This is a genomic window from Paenibacillus xylaniclasticus (assembly GCF_004001065.1).
Lineage (GTDB): Bacteria > Bacillota > Bacilli > Paenibacillales > Paenibacillaceae > Paenibacillus_T > Paenibacillus_T xylaniclasticus.
Window position 1 is genome coordinate 13782 of record NZ_BIML01000008.1, and the last position, 17831, is coordinate 31612.

A 17831-nucleotide genomic window follows, 5' to 3' on the forward strand; every position below is an offset into this window, starting at 1 on the left:
CATCACGCGATAGAGTAAGAATAAGGGGCGGTTCATCAGTCTGTGACAACGGACGGATGAACCGCCCTCTTCTATTTAATTGCAGGGATAGCGTGGTTGTTCATATCTAAAATTGCAAAAATGAAAAATAATTGTTGACATAAATAAACATAAATAATAACATTCGTTATATAACATATGTTATTAATGTTATGGAGGTGCTGTATGCCCCCTAAGGCGGAAGTAACGAGAGAGATGATCATGAATGCTGCTTTCGAGCTCGTAAGGGAAGCAGGCTTGGAGATGCTTACGACCCGCCGCATTGCGCAGCGGCTGCGATGCTCGACCCAGCCGATTTACAGCGTATGCGGGAGTATGGAAGAAATTCGTAAAAGCGTGTTCGAGAGGATTACTGAGTGTGTCAGAGTTTATATGACGGAGTATAACGATAGTCACAAATCAGCTGCACTGAATCTCGCACTTGGCTTCATGCAGTTCGCTCAGAAGGAGAAGCATTTATTCCGAGCGCTTTATCTGACCGGATATCTGCAATACAATTCCGACAAGGATATGCTGCTTGGCGGGTACATTCTAGGCGCGGAGGCTCGGGACCAAGCTTTTCGGAGCGGCAGTCGCATTCATAAGCTGTCGGCTGATAGCAAGAAGAACGTCTTGATGAAGTTATCGATCTATTTAATCGGAATCGGCACGATGCTAAATACGAATGCGATGCAGCTGGAGATGGACGAGATTGCGAAGATGGTGACCGAGATGTATGAAATGCTGCTGAAGAATGAAGGAAAGCTAGAGTAGCGGAATCGAACGATTGGAGGAGATCGGATATGAACGAGATGCTGGGCAGCAAGCTTGGGGAAGGCGGATGTGCTGAGGTCTATGAGTGGGAGGACGGCAGCAAAGTAGTAAAGCTAGCGAAACCCAATACGGATGCTTATTTGTTACAGCGTGAGCTACGCAATACGAGAATTGCTTGGGAGAGCGGTCTGCCAGTGCCCCGGCCGTACGAATATATTGAGGTCGATGGACGGCCAGGTGCCATATTCGAACGGATCGAAGGTCAATCGATGCTGCAAGGCTTATTGGGGATGCTGATGCAGCGTAATCGACAGGAGACGAAAGTCGGACAGCCTCCGCTCTATCATGAAGTGATTGCGATGACGGTCCAGCTGATGCATCGCATTCACGTTCTGCCGGGTGCGGAGCTGCCGTCGCAAAAAGACTATATTACATATAGAATCCGGAATCAGGAGCACTTGGACGATGAAGAGAAAGAAGCCGTTATCGAGCTGCTGGAGCGTCTGTCCTGTAAGCGGCAAATGTGCCATGGTGATTTTAATCCGGGTAACATTATGATTCGTTCTAACGGAGAGCAAACCATTATTGACTGGAATGATGCGGTTTGCGGCAGCCCCGAAGCGGACTTGGCTGACTTTATCATCAACATTAGGTACGGAATGCTGCCGCCCGAGCTCGGTATTCCAGCTGGCGCGCTAGATGCCATTCGCGAGCCGTTCATTGAACGATTCATAGAGGAGTACAGCCGCATATCAGGCATTACCTACTCGGACGTTGAACCTTGGATTGCAATCATTGCAGCCCGTAAGCTGAACTCAAACGGAATCAGCAATGCCGAAAGGCAGTTACTTAAAGCTGAGATAAGACGACGAATAGCTTTCAAACGATAATCGCGACATTCAGGGGGCAGTGATGAATCGACCCGCATTAGAATCCAATATAACCGTGAAATCGTATCGATGGGCGCTGGCGTTTCTGCTGCCCTATAAGAAGCAGATAACACTTCTAATGGTATGCAGTGTGTTGGGAGTAGCGGGTGAAATGCTGACGCCGAAGGTCATCCAATATATTATTGATCATACGGTGAAGGAAGGTAATTTCCAAGCCTTCTACGGCTTACTTAGCCTGCTCGTTGCCGTTAACCTGCTCATGCTTATCGCCAAGAATGCACGTAACCTGCTGCAGAGGGCAATCGGAGCATTCGCTTCACGCGACATTCAGCGCGATATATTCAACCATCTTCGTAAGCTTGGTTTTGCACACTATGAACGGCATCCGGCAGGAGAGACGCTGTCGATGTTCAACTCCGAGGTTGTAGCTGTCCAGCGCATTTACAACCAGTATTTACCTAGTATTGTGGATAATATGTTGTACGTCGTTGCCGCGGTCTCGCTGTTAGTCGGTATTAACGGTTGGCTAACACTCATTATGGTGCCGACGTTCGGACTATACTACTTATTTGGCCCTTATTTCGAACGGAAGGCGGCGCACTATGGCAATCTATCGGGTCAAGGGCGAATAGCCTTCAATCAGAAAATATATGAGAGTGTTTCGGGCTTTCGTGAGTTTCGAGCGTTCGGGGCGCAGCGCTGGTATCATGAGCGTACTTACGCAGAGCATAAGGCATGGTCGCGCGACTATTTGCTTGCGGCGACATTCGGCTTCGCCCGCGGCAGCTTTCGCCGCTTCACGTTCTATGTAGGAGCGATAGCTGTGTTTCTAATCGGCTATTACATGCTAAAGCATAACTACGTGACGCTTGGCGGCTTCGTTGCCTTCACGCTGTTGTACATGTCGACGATGTTCAAGCTAACGCTTCTTGTTACACAATTGACAGAGCAGCGTCTCATCATTCATCAGACCGCTCCGCTGTATAAGTTTATGCATAAACCGATCGAGATCGAAGATCCGGACGATCCGATCGAACCTGCACAATTGTTAGGAAGTCTAACGTTCGAGGGGGTCGAGTTCGGTTATCCCGGGCAGCCGCCGGTTATTCGAGGCTTTGATCTTAATATTCAACCTGGTGAGAAGATCGCATTCGTCGGTCCAAGCGGAGGCGGGAAGACAACGTTGTTCAAATTAGTCGGACGATTCTACGATCCGACAAGCGGCACAGTGAGGCTCGATGGTATCCCGCTGCATTCCATGTCACTTGAACGGCTTCGCAATTCGATTGGTTACGTATTCCAGGAGACGTATTTATTCGGGTCGTCTGTGAAGGATAATATCCGATTCGGCAAGCCGGATGCAACAGACGAGGAAGTGATAGCGGCAGCGAAGGCTGCTTATGCGCATGACTTTATTATGGAGCTGCCGGAAGGTTATGAGACAGAAGTCGGAGAACGCGGCATTAAGCTGTCTGGCGGTCAGAAGCAGCGGATTGCGATTGCCCGAATGTTCATCAAGCAGCCGGTCGTCATCCTGCTTGATGAAGCGACCTCATCGCTTGATAACGTCAGCGAGCGGGAGGTCCAGCAGGCGCTCGATCGTTTGTTGGTTGGCAGGACGACGATTGCGATTGCGCATCGGCTGTCGACGGTGAAGCATTTTGACCGGATCGTTTACTTGCATGAGGGGCGCGCAGCAGAAGTCGGCAGCTACGAGGAGCTGATGGCGCGAAGAGGACTGCTGTATGCGTTGGAGCTTGGGCAGACAGGTGAGGAAGTCAGAGAAGAGGTGAGGGCCGAATGAAGGTTTGGCCATTTATAGCTCGCAACTTGCTGATGGTGAGACGGAACTACTTGCTTGTGCTGCTGTTTCTTGTGCTGGAATCGTTGGCGAATTACTCCATCGTATATGTGCAGAAGATATTAATCGACGACGTGTTCACTAGCGGCCATTATAGCTTGCTTCCTGGCATCATTGCCGTATTCGCTTGTGCCGGGCTGGTGCATGCGCTGATGTTCACGATGACGAGTCGTTATCTCGTATCGAACGAATTCGCGATCAGCCATTCGCTGCTGCGCACCATGCTTGGAGCTATGGAGAACGTGCCGGTTGAGCGGTTCGGCAAAGACCGTAACGGCAAGTATGTATATACGATGACGCAGGATTTGTTCCAGGCGGCCAGCTTTCTCGGTTGGCAGCTGCCAAGGGGCGGGCAGGAAATATTGAACTTGTTCATATTAATCGGAATTATTGGCTTTGCAAGCCCGGTACTGCTGCTTATGGTGCTTATCATGTGCGGCTTCTACTTGGCGGCAGGCCACTATTTCTCACCGAGATTGAAGGAAGCGGCGAAGAAGGTATCTGAGCGGCGGACTGCGCTGCTTATTCAAATCGAGGAAGGCGTCGCTTCAACTCGCGAGGTGGTTGCTTTTCACCGGCTGAAGTGGGAGGAGAAGCTGTACAATAAGCTATTTGACCGTTTCTTCGAGCAGTATCTGGAGGAAGGAAAGCTCATTAACCGACAGATGCGTTGGAGCGATCCGATGAAATGGGGCATCGGTCTCATTGTGCTTGGTTACGGCGGCTATGAGCTGATGCACGGTCGAATGTCGATTGGTACCTTCGTGGTCGTCTTTCAGTTTGCTACGCAAATGTCTGACTCATGCTACAATGTTTTTCAATTTTTCATGGGCTTCTCCAGTCAGATCGCTTATATGGAGCGGGTGAACAGTATTATTACAATGGAGCAGCATGACCGCGTCACAATGAGGCTGAACGAGCAGCCGCAGCTGCTTCGCTTCGACAATGTTCAGTTCCGCTATTCCGAAGAGCTGCCGGATGTACTTAGGTCGTTCAATGCGGAGCTTCCGGCTGGGCGGAAGCTCGCCTTCGTCGGTTCTTCCGGCAGCGGCAAGTCGACGATAGCGCAGCTGCTTATCCGGTTCTACGAGCCGACACAGGGGAGGGTCACGCTGAATGGTATTCCGATTCATGAGCTGGATCGTCAGCAGTGGACGGATGGGGTGGCGATCGTGTTCCAAGACCCTTATATGTTTCCGGATACGATACGCGCCAATCTGCTGCTAGGACGAGAGGGCTTGTCAGAGGAGGATATGGTGGAAGCCTGCCGGATCGCTCAGATCGACAGCTTCATCGAAGAGCTGCCAGAGGGATACGACACGCAGGTCGGTGAGCGCGGCATTAAGCTATCGGGCGGACAACGCCAGCGGCTCGCGATTGCGCGAGCCATCCTTGGCGATCCGTCGATTCTTGTGCTCGATGAGGCGACCTCAGCGCTTGATCTTGAGACGGAACGAAGACTGCTTGCCGCGCTTGATAAGCGCAGAGAAGGGCTGACGACGATTATGATTGCGCATCGACTGTCGACAATCGAGAACGCCGACCGTATCTATGTCGTTGACAGCGGTCGTGTGGTCGATTACGGCACGCATACGGAACTGCTTGCACGTCCCGGCGGCGTATATCGTGAGCTGCTCACGGCGAAGCAGTAAAGATAATGAATCCCTTTGTTCAATGAATAGAGGGATTTGTCATTATGCGGCTAGCGCAGCATGAGTGAAGAGCAAGCACAAAATACACTGCAGGAGCAGTAAGTGGTTTGACACAGTTGCTAATTCGTAATACCTTGATTCTATAGACATGCGTCTGTTAGAAGATCGAGAATGAACGTTAGGCGCTAGCATATGATCGATAGAATGGAGCATTCAACATGTATCGCAGTCTGGAGCATTGTATTACGGATTTGGAGAAGCATGGTCATCTTGTGCGTATTCGCGAAGAGGTCGATCCGCACCTGGAGATGGCCGCGATTCATTTGAAAGTGTATGAAGCGGGAGGCCCTGCCTTATTGTTCGAGAATGTGAAAGGCTCGAGGTTTCGCGCGGTATCGAATCTGTTCGGTACGATTGAACGAAGCAAGTTTATTTTTCGCCAGACTTGGGAGGCGGCGCAGAACGTTATCGCGCTTCGCAACGACCCGATGCAGGCGCTTCGTAATCCTTTCAAGCATGTTGGCACAGGTATGGCCGCTTGGAAAGCGCTGCCGGCAAAACGATCTGGCAAAGCGCCGGTGACGGCGCAGGAAATTCAAATTTCAGATTTGCCGCTTATTAAGCACTGGCCGATGGATGGAGGAGCATTCGTCACGCTGCCGCAGGTATATTCGGAGGACCCGGCTAAGCCGGGCATTATGAACTCTAATCTCGGCATGTATCGCGTACAGCTTACCGGTAACGATTATATGACGGATCGGGAGATTGGTCTGCATTACCAAATCCATCGGGGAATCGGCGTCCATCAGGAGAAGGCGGCCCGTAAGGGCGAGCCATTGAAGGTAAGCATATTCGTAGGCGGTCCACCCGCTCATACGTTGTCAGCGGTCATGCCGCTGCCTGAGGGGTTAAGCGAGATGACCTTCGCGGGGCTGCTTGCGGGGCGTAGGTTCCGCTATAGCTATATCGACGGCTATTGTATTAGCCACGACGCTGACTTCGTCATTACCGGTGAAATTTATCCCGGTGAGACGAAGCCGGAAGGACCGTTCGGCGATCATCTAGGTTATTACAGTCTGACACATGAATTTCCTGTAATGAGAGTGCACAAAGTGTATGCGCGGCAGAACGCGATCTGGCCATTTACGGTCGTCGGTCGTCCTCCGCAGGAGGACACCTCGTTCGGAGAGCTGATCCATGAGCTTACCGGTGATGCGGTGAAGCAGGAAATTCCGGGCGTTAAAGAAGTGCATGCAGTAGATGCCGCAGGCGTCCACCCACTTCTGTTCGCTATCGGCAGCGAGCGGTATACGCCTTACAGCCCAGCGAAGCAGCCGATGGAGCTGCTCACGATTGCGAATCGTATTCTCGGAACGGGTCAGCTGAGCTTGGCGAAATATTTGTTTATTACGGCGGAGAATGAGCGACCGCTCAGCACGCATGATGAGGTCGATTTCTTGACCTATATATTAGAAAGAATCGATCTGCGACGGGATATACATTTCCAGACGAATACGACGATTGATACGCTCGATTATTCTGGTACAGGACTTAATAGCGGCAGCAAGGTCGTCTTCGCGGCATATGGAGATCAGAAGCGGGAGCTGTGCAAGGAGGTACCGGATGTGCTTACGAGCATCCGCGGCTTCGACAATGCGAGGCTCGTCATGCCGGGCATCGTATCCGTCCAGTCAGCCGCTTTCACCGATTATGCGTCCGCGGAGCAGCAAATGCGCGGCTTTAGCGAGGCGTTGGCAGCTGCAGGGCCGCTATCTTCCTGCCCGATCATCATCGTATGCGATGACAGCACCTTTGTAAGCGAGACATTAAGCAACTTCTTTTGGGCGACGTTCACTAGAAGTAATCCTTCACACGATATTTACGGCGTGAACTCCAGCTATGATTTTAAACATTGGGGCTGCGACAATGTCATTATTGATGCGCGCGTCAAGCCACATCAAGCGCCGCCTCTCGTTGCCGATCCGGCTGTCGAGAAGCGGATCGAGCGGCTGTTCGTTAAGGGAGCTGAGCTTGGCGGGTTGCTATAAGGCTGCGGTCGTTTCGTCGCGGCATCGGGGGAGGCGGAGGGACGCTCTGCTGCAAGGAATCCAATCGGGTTATTCGGAATAATATGTCACAATGACCGCTGCCTGTGAATAGATTACAGGAAATCGCAAAAGCGGTTATTGTCAAAAACAAAATTCCAACGCTTGACATTCTTGTTGCTTTTACAGACAATGTGAGTAGGCTAAGCTGCCGTTCTAGCCCGGAGTAAAATGTATATCTCGTTGACCGGACACACTGGAGACGAAATCGATGAATAGCCGTTATCGGCATGCACTGATTTCGTCTTTTTTGGTTTATGCGGCGGCGGCTTGCAAGCTCTAATACCGAATTTCATACTTTTAGGAGGATGTTTTTGCATGTCTAATGAGCAGAAGAAGTGGCGCCCCGAGACGCAGGCGGTACATGCCGGCCAAGAGATTGATCCAACGACGCTATCACGCGCAGTTCCGATTTATCAAACAACTTCCTACGGCTTTCGTGATACGGAGCATGCGGCTAACTTGTTTGGGCTGAAGGAATTTGGCAATATTTATACGCGTATTATGAATCCGACGAGCGACGTGTTCGAGAAGAGGGTAGCGGAGCTGGAAGGAGGCGCAGCTGCACTTGCGGTAGCATCCGGTCAAGCAGCGATCAGCTACTCGATCTTCAACATTGCCGGCGCCGGCGACGAGATCGTATCTTCCGCAAGCTTATATGGCGGAACGTATAACTTGTTCTCGATGACGCTGCCGAAGCTCGGCATTACGGTGAAATTCGTCGATCCGTCCAATCCTGAAAATTTCCGTGCTGCCATTACGCCGAAGACGAAAGCGATCTTCGCAGAATCAATCGGCAACCCGAAAGGGGATGTGCTGGATATCGAGGCAGTAGCCGCTATTGCTCATGACAACGGCATTCCGCTTATTGTGGACAATACGTTCCCAAGCCCGTATTTGCTTCGTCCTATTGAGCACGGCGCCGATATTGTCGTTCACTCCGCAACGAAGTTTATCGGAGGTCACGGCACCTCGATTGGCGGCATTATTGTCGACGGCGGCAAGTTCGACTGGGCGGCAAGCGGTAAATTCCCAGGCCTGACGGAGCCAGATCCTAGCTATCATGGCGTCGTCTATACAGAAGCGGTCGGACCGATTGCTTACATTATTAAGGCGCGCGTCCAACTGCTGCGCGACCTCGGCGCTTCGCTTTCACCGTTCAACTCGTTCCTGCTGCTGCAAGGTCTTGAGACGCTGCATCTACGTATGGAGCGCCACAGTTCTAACGCGCTGGCGGTTGCGCAGTTCCTGGAGTCGCATGAGTCTGTAGAATGGGTGAGCTACTCGGGGCTGCCGAGCCATCCTTCCTATGAGCTGGCGCAGAAATATTTGCCTCGCGGTCAAGGCGCGATTCTGACCTTCGGTATTCGCGGCGGCCTTGAAGCGGGACGTAAGCTGATCAACTCCGTAAAGCTGTTCTCGCATCTGGCGAACGTCGGCGATTCGAAGTCGCTCATCATTCATCCAGCCAGCACGACGCACCAGCAATTGACTGAGCAGGAGCAAGCGGCAGCTGGCGTAACACCGGGCCTCATTCGTCTCTCAATCGGTACGGAGGCGATCGAGGATATTATCGAGGATCTTGACCAAGCGATCCGTGCGGCTGTATCGACTTCTGGTCAACCGGAATAATTCATTATTATCATTAATATAAAGCGAGCAAAGGGATATCCGATACGCAGCTAATGCTGCGGTATCAGATATCCCTTTTTTTTACTAGGGGGTTCAGTTCAAGTGCAGCGCCGAGAAGCCGATTGACGCGAGTATGATGTGCCCAAGCACGGTCGGGTGAATATCATTTGGTCTGACGAATAGCTTTTGGTTCTCGCCGAACGCGTTGTATGCATTAGCCAGTGTAACATTGTATGGCGCTAATGCGCTGACCAGTGTAGCAATATTAGGATTGACCACCGTCGTCAGGAGAGTCGTAAATTGAGTGTGCATCGGATCTGACACTTGTGCAGGATTGTAAATATTGTAGACCGCAATCGGAGCATTCGTATATTTGCGCACTTCAAGTATGGAGTTCTTAATATTGCTGATCATCGTTGGGAGTACCGTGCCAAGCGCTTGCTGCAGCTTCACCGGATCAACGGTGCCGTCGGCTTCCTTAGCGGCGCTGAGTGCGCCAAGCAGGTCATTGTTGCCGATATTCATCGTCACGTAGTCAGCTTTCTGCAGTGAAGAAATATATTTCGAGTCTGTCTGTAAAGCGGTTAGCAGCTCTCCAGAGGTCATTCCTGGAACCCCGAAGTTCGTTACCTTCAGATTAGCGGATCCGCCGAGCAGGTATGGAAAAGCGAGTAAGGATGGCTTGTCGTTATTAGGGCCCAGATTGTACCCATACGAGATAGAGTCACCAAGCGCGACATAGGACTTCTGGGGTGATGAAGCTTGAGCTTGGACATCGAGTGCAGCAGCGAAGGAGGAGAAGAAGAAAGCGGTTACAAGTAAAGCTGCGAAAAAGGAGCTGAATAACTTTTTCATCTTAATTTCCCCTATCTATAATAATATTTTTACGGCTTTTATTATTAAGCTAGAGGGATAAAAAGTCCGTCGAACATTGTCGCCAAAGGATATTCTTAACAAAAATTTATTTAATAGTAAGTGAAAGCTTGTCACGTTTATAACTGGCATAGCTGCCTTCACAGGGGTCAATAAAAAAAGATATTCCTCGACCGGTACAAGCCCGGAGGAGGAATATCCCATCGTATTTCATACGAATCTACAAACCTACAGAACTAAATCGCAAGCCTCGACCGGCATCCAATGCTCGTCTTGGCCGTCCCATTTGACATTACAGCCGATCGGGTTCGTCAGCGGTACCGTAATCGGTAAGCCGTTCGTATGCTCGGTCAGCGCGTTGTCGAGGTCGTTCACCGTCATTTTGTCAGATTCTCTTGGATTATCAATCCCGCGTCCCGTATAGACGAGCTTCCGGTCCTGGTCGAAGACATAGAAGTGCGGCGTCCGAAGCGCGCCGTAAGCCTTCGCAATCTCTTGCGACTCATCCCGCAAGTATGTCCATGGGAAGCGATGCTCATCCATTCTCTCCACCATATGCTCGAACGAATCAAGAGGCTTGGTGCTTACACTGTTACTGTTAATACCAACGAACTTAACGCCGCGGTCTGCGAACTTGATCGCCGTCTGGCGTGTAATTTCGTCTGAGCCGACAACATAAGGGCAATGATTACATGTAAAAAAGATGACTAGCGTCTTGGCGTCAGCGAAATCGGCGAGCGTATAAGTACGGCCATCCGTTGCCGGTAGCGAGAAGTCCGGCGCGTGCTGACCAATCTGAAGTGTGAATGACATTTGAATTCCCTCCTTTATCGTAAGTATACGGAGTGAATGAAGTGCAGCACAATGTACGGATTTGATTATTTTCTCCATTTCTCGTCTCGAACGACTTCGTAACTGCTATTCGCTTAACAGCATTATTTAATATAGACGCTGCCGAACGGAAGTACCTCGCGAAGAATGCGCTTAATGATGCCGCCGTCTTGAAGCTGAGCTTCCAGTTCTGCGTCGCGCGAGCCTGTCTGAATAAGAACGGGGCCGCTCCCGCTCAGCTCCCATTGCACATTCATATGCTGGCTGGCTAATTGGTTGCCATACACGGACAACCGGATAGCAGCCGTGCCCGGGTAAGCAACAAGCGCGTCTGCCTCCACGAACAGCGGCTTGTCCGGTTGAAGCTGCAGCGTCATCAGATCACCAGCTGTAATGACGCCGAGCGTTCCCGGTCCTGTGAAGCGCATGCGTGTCAGCTCTTTTGTAATCCAGGCATTTTTCAGCTTCTGAACGATCGATTTCATTTGGATGCCATCTGTGAAAAACATCACGTTCCGCAGGTCGAATAACAGATTGCTCTTCTCGTCGATCTCGACCGTTTCCAACGAACAGCTAGGCGGCAGGCCGACGACGAGCTCGGACGGTCCTTGGAACAACGATCGGATCATTTTGCGTTTGCGATACATACCGGCCAAATTCATGATGCGGTCCTCCCGGTGATGAGGCAGGCCTTGAAAAGCGATGACAGACTTTGGGTGAAGCAGATGCAGCTTGTCCGTTTCTTCAAGCGACACATGCACATGACCAAGCCGTTCGGGTGTAACGACCTTCATCCGTTAATCCCGCCTTCGCGGTACAATTTATGCCGGCGCCACGATACATACCGCCATATCCGAATCGCCAAGAAGTAAGCAGCGAACAATCCGGCTAAGATCGCTCCGGCCGTATACACCTTATGCTGAAACGTTTCCTTCTTATGCTCGGCTTGCTCGATCTGTGCTTGCAGCGCAGCATTCTGTTCCATTAATTGTTGATTTTGTGCCATCAGTTCCTCTTGCTTCCGGGCTAACTCCTCCGTCGCCTGCTGCGATTGCTCAAGCTGATTCGCTAGCTCTTCATTTGCTTCTTTATATTTCTGCTCGATTTCATTAATTTTGTCCGGTGCCTCGTAAATATCTTGGACTTTGCTGAAGAAGCTGGCTTGAGCGGACTCCGTTGCAAGTGTATAAGCGATTATGACCAATAGGCCGATAATTCCTGTCGTGCGTATAAGGGTACGCATAGGACAACCTCCTGTCCTGTTAATGAAATAGGATACTTCTATAATACCGCGAAATGGGAGAAAAGTTTCAGCTTTAATATTACCAGGTTGAATAGAATCCAGCTTAATGCAGCAGCTATTTATGAAAATGAGATTTTTTACAAAGAACAAAAAAAGGTAAAAAAGTCCCTTTCATTAAGGAGGGATGTTTTGGTATATTTCTCATCAACGGAAAGTTATTGTATAAAAAGTTACAATTTTCAATTTTTTTGAATACGGGGGATGGAGTGTCTGAAATCAATTCAACCGCATCATAAATATTTGAAAGAAAAAAAACAGTATTTGATCGAGATAGGTGATATAATTCCAAATTTTTTGATAGACAGTACTAATCAACTTTATATGTATGATCTAATTAAGCGGAAGCATTTGATGGTAGCGTGCTTAAGTACCGAATGCTCCTCTTGTGAATCGGCAATGGAAGCAATGCTGGCGTTTTCATCCAAAAACCCTGAGGTTAACCTTGTAGGATTTATTCATACGACGGATGAATTATTTATTCTATTAGAAGAACACTTCAAGAATCAAATTCCAGTATTTCGTATTTCTAAATCTGTTATGAATGAAAAGTTAAAAGTATATTCATTTCCGTTGGGATTTACGTTGAACGAACAAGGTCAAGTGCTACGCACCGAGCCTTGTGGAGCAGAGTTTGTTTTTGAAATGCTGAAGTTACCTCTTAGAAAGCTCATCTAATATTGAATGGAGGGTAATGATGGTTAGTCTGAGTGATATATTTAAAAGAGCTAGAGAAGAAAATAGTACAATCCGCGAAATCAAGAATGAATATTCAGGAAACGTTTAATATTCCATTTTCCGATACGGGCAAGAGGACAGTTTATGCTGTAATTTCATTTAGCTGCGGTCATTGCATCGAATTGATTCCATCACTCTCCGAGCTTAATCGGTTCAATCGATTCAGACTTATTACAGATGGGGATGATAACGACAATCAAAATGTAGCAGTTGAATATAACTATACGTTCCCTATTTATTCATACAAACTGCCTTTGGACCGCGTACATATTAATCACACCCCAGCGTGCTTGGTTGTCGATGAAAACGGGGACGTAGAAAGCAATAAATTTACGCCTAGTATTTCTGACATGATCGCCTTATTACAGGAGATTGGATGATTTATGCTTATATCCGTCTTTATTAAAGTGCTGATCGGGCTGGTTTTTTCTTTATCTTCATATTCCAAAATAAAATCTTCGAATGAGATTGAAAATGATTTAAGACTGATCTTGCCGGCACCCTTATTAAAGGTCGGAGTTCTCTTAGTCATTGGCGTGGAAATGGTAATCGCATCAAGTTATTTGCTGGACTTTTTTTATTATTGGAGGGAAGTCGCTACCATATTCTTGCTGTTGTTTTTCATATTGTTTATTTTCTTTAAGAAAAGAGTGACAGGAACCGCGGAATGCACATGCTTTGGTCATGGAAATCCATTAAATAAATTTCCTATTTATAGAAACTCTATCCTTATCCTGCTTACTGGTACTAATCTTGCTATCAATTATAAGGTTACAATCGAAGCCGGAATCCTCTTGTTTTTGTCGGCAGTCGTTACCTTCTTGGCGATGAATATACGCGAAGCGGTTATCGCGTTTAAGACGGTGAGAAAAATTCATGACCATTTATAGCTATGGGATAGTTGCGTTAGCAGCTTTAATAATCGTAATGATGATACTCAGAATTTATATATACATTAAAACTAGATCAATGGAACTGGAGTTGTTTCATAAGTTGAATGGCGAAGATCCGTCAGCAGCCTTGCTCATTATAGATTACAAAACGCCGCTCTTTAAAAAAGTAGATGAGATTTTGTCAGTACATGAAGTACCTTTCTTGAGAATTATATTGATTGCAAAACCGTGGCTTATGAAAGTCAAAACTAAAGCGTGGAGAAATGAACGGATACATATACTAGATCCTGATCTCGTACAGACTTCAGGATTTATGAGATTGATGTACCGTAGGTTTAACAAACCAATTCAAATAACGAGTCACACAATATCCATGTTAGCTAAGGAGCATTAATGTGAGTATTAAAGCCAGTTTGCTTGTCGCGGAAGAAATAACTTTCGATCCCGAAAACAGATGCCATTCTGTAAGAAATGTCCTGAATGGCATTGCAGTGACCATGTTTCCAACAGCGATGATTACGGACATTCTAATAAAATTTATGTTCTCGGACATGAATTACAACAATACGGGAAGCATTCATGTATATGCTCCAGACGGTATACTGATCGTTAATAGTCCGATTCTAGAGATAAGGAACTATCGGAGCCAAGTCGCTGTTCCTGGCATGGAAGCCCGAGTTCAAATGCGGTATGCCGTTACAGAGGAGGGTACCTACTTTTATAAATTGATGGTCGATCAATCAGTTATCGCTGAGTATCCTTTGTATGTTCATTTAAGAGGTCGGCAAGATGGTTCGTAAAATAAATCTCTCGCTTTATTCGAACCTATTCACGATAGCAGTAAAGAACCAGAAACTAAATACATTAATTTTCATCCTTCTTTCTTTAGTAGAGGCCGTTATTCCTATCATCCAAGTTTATATTATCCAAAGTCTAATCGATGGGATCGTAGAGACACTTTATGGTGATGTTTCGATATCTCAAACTTTAATTACGGCTTCCGTTCAATTAGTTATTCATATGACAAGTTATATAATTGCCAGTTATAAATCGCTTGTCAAAACCAAATTAATACAAACGGCTACTTATACATTCGATCATTCCATTATCAATAAATTAATGGAGCTTCCATTAATATTTTTTGAGAAAACCGACAACTACAATTTAATAGATAGAGTTTCCAATGGTATGGGAAACAAGGCGATTACTGTTCTGATTATGATAATTGATATCGTCAAATATTCCATTACATTAGTTGGATATTCTTTTCTTCTATTTAAGCTACACTGGTCTCTCGTATTCATATTAATTGTGTTATTAGTACCGTCGTTATTTTCAAGTTTATCGATATCCAAGGCGCAATATTCTCAAGCATTTTGGCAAACGCATAATTTAAGGAGAAGTAATTATCTTCTTGGTTTGTTTAGCAATCGGATCGTGCAAAAAGAGATAAAAATTTTTGGTCATGGAAAGTACTTGATAGAGCTGTGGAAATCTTTCCTCTGGCAAACGTCAAATGAACAGTATCAACTTGAAAAAACAGCAATTAAAAAGAGAGGCTCTATAACACTTCTTAATCAAGTTATTAATTTTATTTATGTATTAGTCATATTATGGTTTGTTGCGCAGAAGTATATATCTGCGGGGGAGTTTGTCGCATATTCTTCACTGCTGGCCGTCTGTATTAGTAATTTGGAATTAATTGCTCGTAATTTTGAGACTATTGGAAATTATAGTTTGGTAATGCAAGAATACGTTGATTTTAATCGACTCGAGACGGAGCAACCAGCTGCTACAACGATGGACGAGAAGCCTGTATACGCGGAAGGGATTCAATTTAACAATGTGAGTTTCAGATATCCCAACGGTACCTTCGATGTACTAAAAAAAATTTCGTTCTCCATCAAGCCCGGGGAGACTGTGGCTGTTGTCGGCGATAATGGCTCCGGAAAGAGCACGTTAGCCAAATGTTTGACCGGACTATTTACTCCATCGGCTGGCTATGTTAGTTACAACAAGATAGATATTAGAAGGTTGCCAAAGTCAGAAGTGTTCAAAAGAATTACAGTAATGTTTCAAGATTTTGCAAAATATGAACTGACCATTAAGGAAAATATTACATTGTCCCATCCCTCGGGAGAGGATTCGGACATATTTAACCGAGTAGTTGAACAATCTCATCTGATAGATCTCATGCAGTCGTTTCCGGATCAGGAGTTAACCAAATTAGGACCATCCCTTAATAACGGAACGGAGTTATCAGGTGGGCAGTGGCAAAAAATTGCGTTTGCAAGAGCTTTATTTAAACAAGCTGAATTGGTTGTACTGGATGAACCGACGGCAGCAATTGATCCAATTTCAGAAGCAGAGCTTCTTAATAGTATTGTTAAGTATTGCAAAGATAAGATGGCGCTCATAATTACGCACCGTCTAGCGATTTGTACTGATGTCGATAAAATTATTGTGCTTCATGATGGTGAAATCGTCGAAATGGGGAGTCATGAACAATTGATCGCATTAAATGGAAGGTATTCTAGAATGTTTAAAGCGCAGGCTGATCATTATTTGAAAGGAGGTGATATTTATGTGCGGAACTATTGAAGAATGCACGAGTAATCCATGCGGGGACAAAAAAATAAAATACAAGCATAGATATACTTGTTCGCCTGTCGTTGTGACGGTTACCTGTTCTGTATTCGGACAAATGAAGCCATGTGATGGATACTGTTCCCATTGTAGCGTATATGTCGATTCGGAATATGTTTCATGCTGTTAATTAATAGGAAGGGGAGGATTTTCCTTCCCTTTCCTTTTTGCTTTTATTAATGAAAAGTTTAAACATAACAATGATCGAGGTACTGTAAAGATATGAAAACTAAGCTGCTTTTAATCATAATGCTCACTTCTTTAATACTTGTTAGTTGCTCGAACCGTCCTCAGGAATCGGGCAAGACGGTAACGTTAACTATACTGGGTACGAGCGAAATGGTATTTAATGAACAATACGGCAATGTATTTTTAGCTACGCATCCTAACTATGATCTTCGATTCATATCTGCTGCGGATTATATTCTGAACGGGGTCGAACCTATAGAGGCTTTTAACCAATTGATGGATAAAGAGAAGCCGGATATCGTGTTGCTGTCCAGCAATGATTATACTTATTTGACGGGCAAGGAAAAATTAGCGCCGCTGAATAGTTATATCAACAAAAATAGACATAACATTTCGGACATTACACCTGGGATAATGGATTTCTTGAAGAATGATGCGGGCGAAATATTTGGACTGGCACCTACATTTACAGGTACGGGACTATACTACAATAAGAAGCTGTTCGAAGAAAACGGTGTTCCTCTGCCAACTAATGGGATAACGTGGGATGAGCTCTTTATACTGGCGCAGCGATTTGCCGGTAGTAATAACGAAGGAGAAGTATTCGGATATTACAGTAACGATGTCGAGAATCCGTTTATGATGGCGCTTAATATCGGTCAAAATAAAGGATTAACCTTGTATAACGGGAAGACGTTCGCTTTAGGTACTGAACCATGGAAGCATGTTTTTCAACAAGTGGCGGATTGCTTCAAGGAACGAATTTGTTGGGACCCTAGCCAAACAGACTCAATGCCGACAACAGACCGGGGAGCGATCGAGAAGCGAAGTTATCCTTTCCTTCAAGGCAATGTCGCATTAGCGTTGGACAGTTCGTATCTTTACTACTTGTTGAAATCGAACCAAGAACGTTATAAGGATTTGGATTGGGGTCTTGTTACGATGCCGGGAAGCGGGGAGCACCCCGTGACAGGAACGAATATATATCTCACAGACATATTTTCGATTCCTTCCGATTCTATTCAGCAGGATGAAGCTTGGGAATTTATTGAGTATGTAACGGGCGATCAATACAGCCGACTGCTTCCGCGATTAAATCCGGACGATTTGCCTGTGCGGTTAACGGAAGAGAGGAAGAACGACGAGACGTCCGTTTTCTATGCATTCGATCGTATTAGCAATCATTTATACGACAGTTTGCGGCAGTTGTCTTCGTCCGCCATACAGAAGCTGGATGAGACGGGCCGCGCTAATATGAACAATGTCATTATGGGTCAAATGACGCTCGAAGAAGCGATTCAAAACATTGAATTCGAAATAGAAGCTAAGATGAGTCAAGCAGAATAGGGATATTGGCCGATCGGAATGGTTCCGGTCGGTCATATTTATTTATCGCTAATAAGAACGTTGTACAGTATTCTGTTCCTTG

At 46.6% G+C, this 17831-nt stretch carries 15 protein-coding genes; 11 read left to right on the top strand and 4 right to left on the bottom strand.

Annotated elements, in window-relative coordinates:
* The first annotated feature begins 204 nt into the window (after positions 1-204).
* The 6 genes from PXY01_RS11620 (at position 205) to PXY01_RS11645 (ending at position 8932) form a co-directional block, all read left to right on the top strand.
* Positions 205-792 (top strand): TetR/AcrR family transcriptional regulator, encoded by a 588-nt coding sequence (locus tag PXY01_RS11620; protein ID WP_127570050.1) that lies wholly within the window; start codon positions 205-207, stop codon positions 790-792.
* A 29-nt stretch (positions 793-821) separates the two neighbouring features.
* Positions 822-1682, top strand: a complete 861-nt coding sequence (locus PXY01_RS11625; protein WP_127570052.1) for an aminoglycoside phosphotransferase family protein — start codon at positions 822-824, stop codon at positions 1680-1682.
* A gap of 22 nt (positions 1683-1704) precedes the next feature.
* The gene (locus PXY01_RS11630) at positions 1705-3486 is read left to right on the top strand and encodes an ABC transporter ATP-binding protein (protein ID WP_127570054.1); all 1782 of its coding nucleotides are present in this window, start codon (positions 1705-1707) and stop codon (positions 3484-3486) included.
* On the top strand, positions 3483-5195 hold the full coding sequence (locus PXY01_RS11635; protein ID WP_127570056.1) for an ABC transporter ATP-binding protein: 1713 nt from the start codon (positions 3483-3485) through the stop codon (positions 5193-5195). The genes PXY01_RS11630 and PXY01_RS11635 overlap by 4 nt, the downstream gene beginning before the upstream one ends.
* Before the next feature lie 218 nt (positions 5196-5413).
* On the top strand, positions 5414-7243 hold the full coding sequence (locus tag PXY01_RS11640) for a UbiD family decarboxylase (protein ID WP_127570058.1): 1830 nt from the start codon (positions 5414-5416) through the stop codon (positions 7241-7243).
* 375 nt (positions 7244-7618) lie between these two features.
* A complete protein-coding gene (locus tag PXY01_RS11645) occupies positions 7619-8932 on the top strand; it encodes a homocysteine synthase (protein ID WP_127570060.1) in 1314 nt (437 codons plus the stop codon).
* A 93-nt stretch (positions 8933-9025) separates the two neighbouring features.
* Here PXY01_RS11645 and PXY01_RS11650 read toward each other — a convergent pair whose 3' ends face one another.
* The 4 genes from PXY01_RS11650 to PXY01_RS11665 all read right to left on the bottom strand — a co-directional run bounded on the left by PXY01_RS11650 (position 9026) and on the right by PXY01_RS11665 (position 11879).
* The gene (locus PXY01_RS11650; protein WP_127570061.1) at positions 9026-9787 is read right to left on the bottom strand and encodes an SGNH/GDSL hydrolase family protein; all 762 of its coding nucleotides are present in this window, start codon (positions 9785-9787) and stop codon (positions 9026-9028) included.
* 246 nt (positions 9788-10033) lie between these two features.
* The gene (locus PXY01_RS11655; RefSeq protein ID WP_127570063.1) at positions 10034-10618 is read right to left on the bottom strand and encodes a thioredoxin family protein; all 585 of its coding nucleotides are present in this window, start codon (positions 10616-10618) and stop codon (positions 10034-10036) included.
* A gap of 122 nt (positions 10619-10740) precedes the next feature.
* Entirely contained in the window at positions 10741-11430 is a 690-nt protein-coding gene (locus PXY01_RS11660; RefSeq protein ID WP_127570065.1) for an AIM24 family protein, read from the bottom strand.
* Positions 11427-11879 carry a hypothetical protein gene (locus tag PXY01_RS11665; RefSeq protein ID WP_127570067.1) on the bottom strand — a complete coding sequence of 151 codons (453 nt, stop codon included), beginning with the start codon at positions 11877-11879 and terminating at the stop codon, positions 11427-11429. The genes PXY01_RS11660 and PXY01_RS11665 overlap by 4 nt, the downstream gene beginning before the upstream one ends.
* Positions 11880-12140: 261 nt before the next feature.
* On the opposite strand from PXY01_RS11665, the gene PXY01_RS11670 reads away from it, so the two are divergent.
* The 5 genes from PXY01_RS11670 (at position 12141) to PXY01_RS11690 (ending at position 17749) form a co-directional block, all read left to right on the top strand.
* On the top strand, positions 12141-12614 hold the full coding sequence (locus PXY01_RS11670) for a hypothetical protein (RefSeq protein WP_127570069.1): 474 nt from the start codon (positions 12141-12143) through the stop codon (positions 12612-12614).
* 443 nt (positions 12615-13057) lie between these two features.
* Positions 13058-13564 (top strand): MauE/DoxX family redox-associated membrane protein, encoded by a 507-nt coding sequence (locus PXY01_RS11675; RefSeq protein WP_127570071.1) that lies wholly within the window; start codon positions 13058-13060, stop codon positions 13562-13564.
* 398 nt (positions 13565-13962) lie between these two features.
* The gene (locus tag PXY01_RS11680) at positions 13963-14367 is read left to right on the top strand and encodes a hypothetical protein (RefSeq protein WP_127570073.1); all 405 of its coding nucleotides are present in this window, start codon (positions 13963-13965) and stop codon (positions 14365-14367) included.
* A gap of 1030 nt (positions 14368-15397) precedes the next feature.
* A complete protein-coding gene (locus PXY01_RS23445; protein WP_444980859.1) occupies positions 15398-16168 on the top strand; it encodes an ATP-binding cassette domain-containing protein in 771 nt (256 codons plus the stop codon).
* Between the two features lie 384 nt (positions 16169-16552).
* A complete protein-coding gene (locus tag PXY01_RS11690) occupies positions 16553-17749 on the top strand; it encodes an ABC transporter substrate-binding protein (protein WP_164744392.1) in 1197 nt (398 codons plus the stop codon).
* The last annotated feature ends 82 nt before the right edge of the window (positions 17750-17831 follow it).

Coding starts and splice junctions, on each gene's coding strand:
- PXY01_RS11650 (WP_127570061.1), bottom strand. CDS start 9,787: ATGAAAAAGTTATTCAGCTCCTTTTTCGCAGCTTTACTTGTAACCGCT.
- PXY01_RS11635 (WP_127570056.1), top strand. CDS start 3,483: ATGAAGGTTTGGCCATTTATAGCTCGCAACTTGCTGATGGTGAGACGG.
- PXY01_RS11655 (WP_127570063.1), bottom strand. CDS start 10,618: ATGTCATTCACACTTCAGATTGGTCAGCACGCGCCGGACTTCTCGCTA.
- PXY01_RS11675 (WP_127570071.1), top strand. CDS start 13,058: ATGCTTATATCCGTCTTTATTAAAGTGCTGATCGGGCTGGTTTTTTCT.
- PXY01_RS11660 (WP_127570065.1), bottom strand. CDS start 11,430: ATGAAGGTCGTTACACCCGAACGGCTTGGTCATGTGCATGTGTCGCTT.
- PXY01_RS11690 (WP_164744392.1), top strand. CDS start 16,553: ATGGTATTTAATGAACAATACGGCAATGTATTTTTAGCTACGCATCCT.
- PXY01_RS11620 (WP_127570050.1), top strand. CDS start 205: ATGCCCCCTAAGGCGGAAGTAACGAGAGAGATGATCATGAATGCTGCT.
- PXY01_RS11645 (WP_127570060.1), top strand. CDS start 7,619: ATGTCTAATGAGCAGAAGAAGTGGCGCCCCGAGACGCAGGCGGTACAT.
- PXY01_RS11625 (WP_127570052.1), top strand. CDS start 822: ATGAACGAGATGCTGGGCAGCAAGCTTGGGGAAGGCGGATGTGCTGAG.
- PXY01_RS11630 (WP_127570054.1), top strand. CDS start 1,705: ATGAATCGACCCGCATTAGAATCCAATATAACCGTGAAATCGTATCGA.
- PXY01_RS11640 (WP_127570058.1), top strand. CDS start 5,414: ATGTATCGCAGTCTGGAGCATTGTATTACGGATTTGGAGAAGCATGGT.
- PXY01_RS11670 (WP_127570069.1), top strand. CDS start 12,141: ATGGAGTGTCTGAAATCAATTCAACCGCATCATAAATATTTGAAAGAA.
- PXY01_RS11665 (WP_127570067.1), bottom strand. CDS start 11,879: ATGCGTACCCTTATACGCACGACAGGAATTATCGGCCTATTGGTCATA.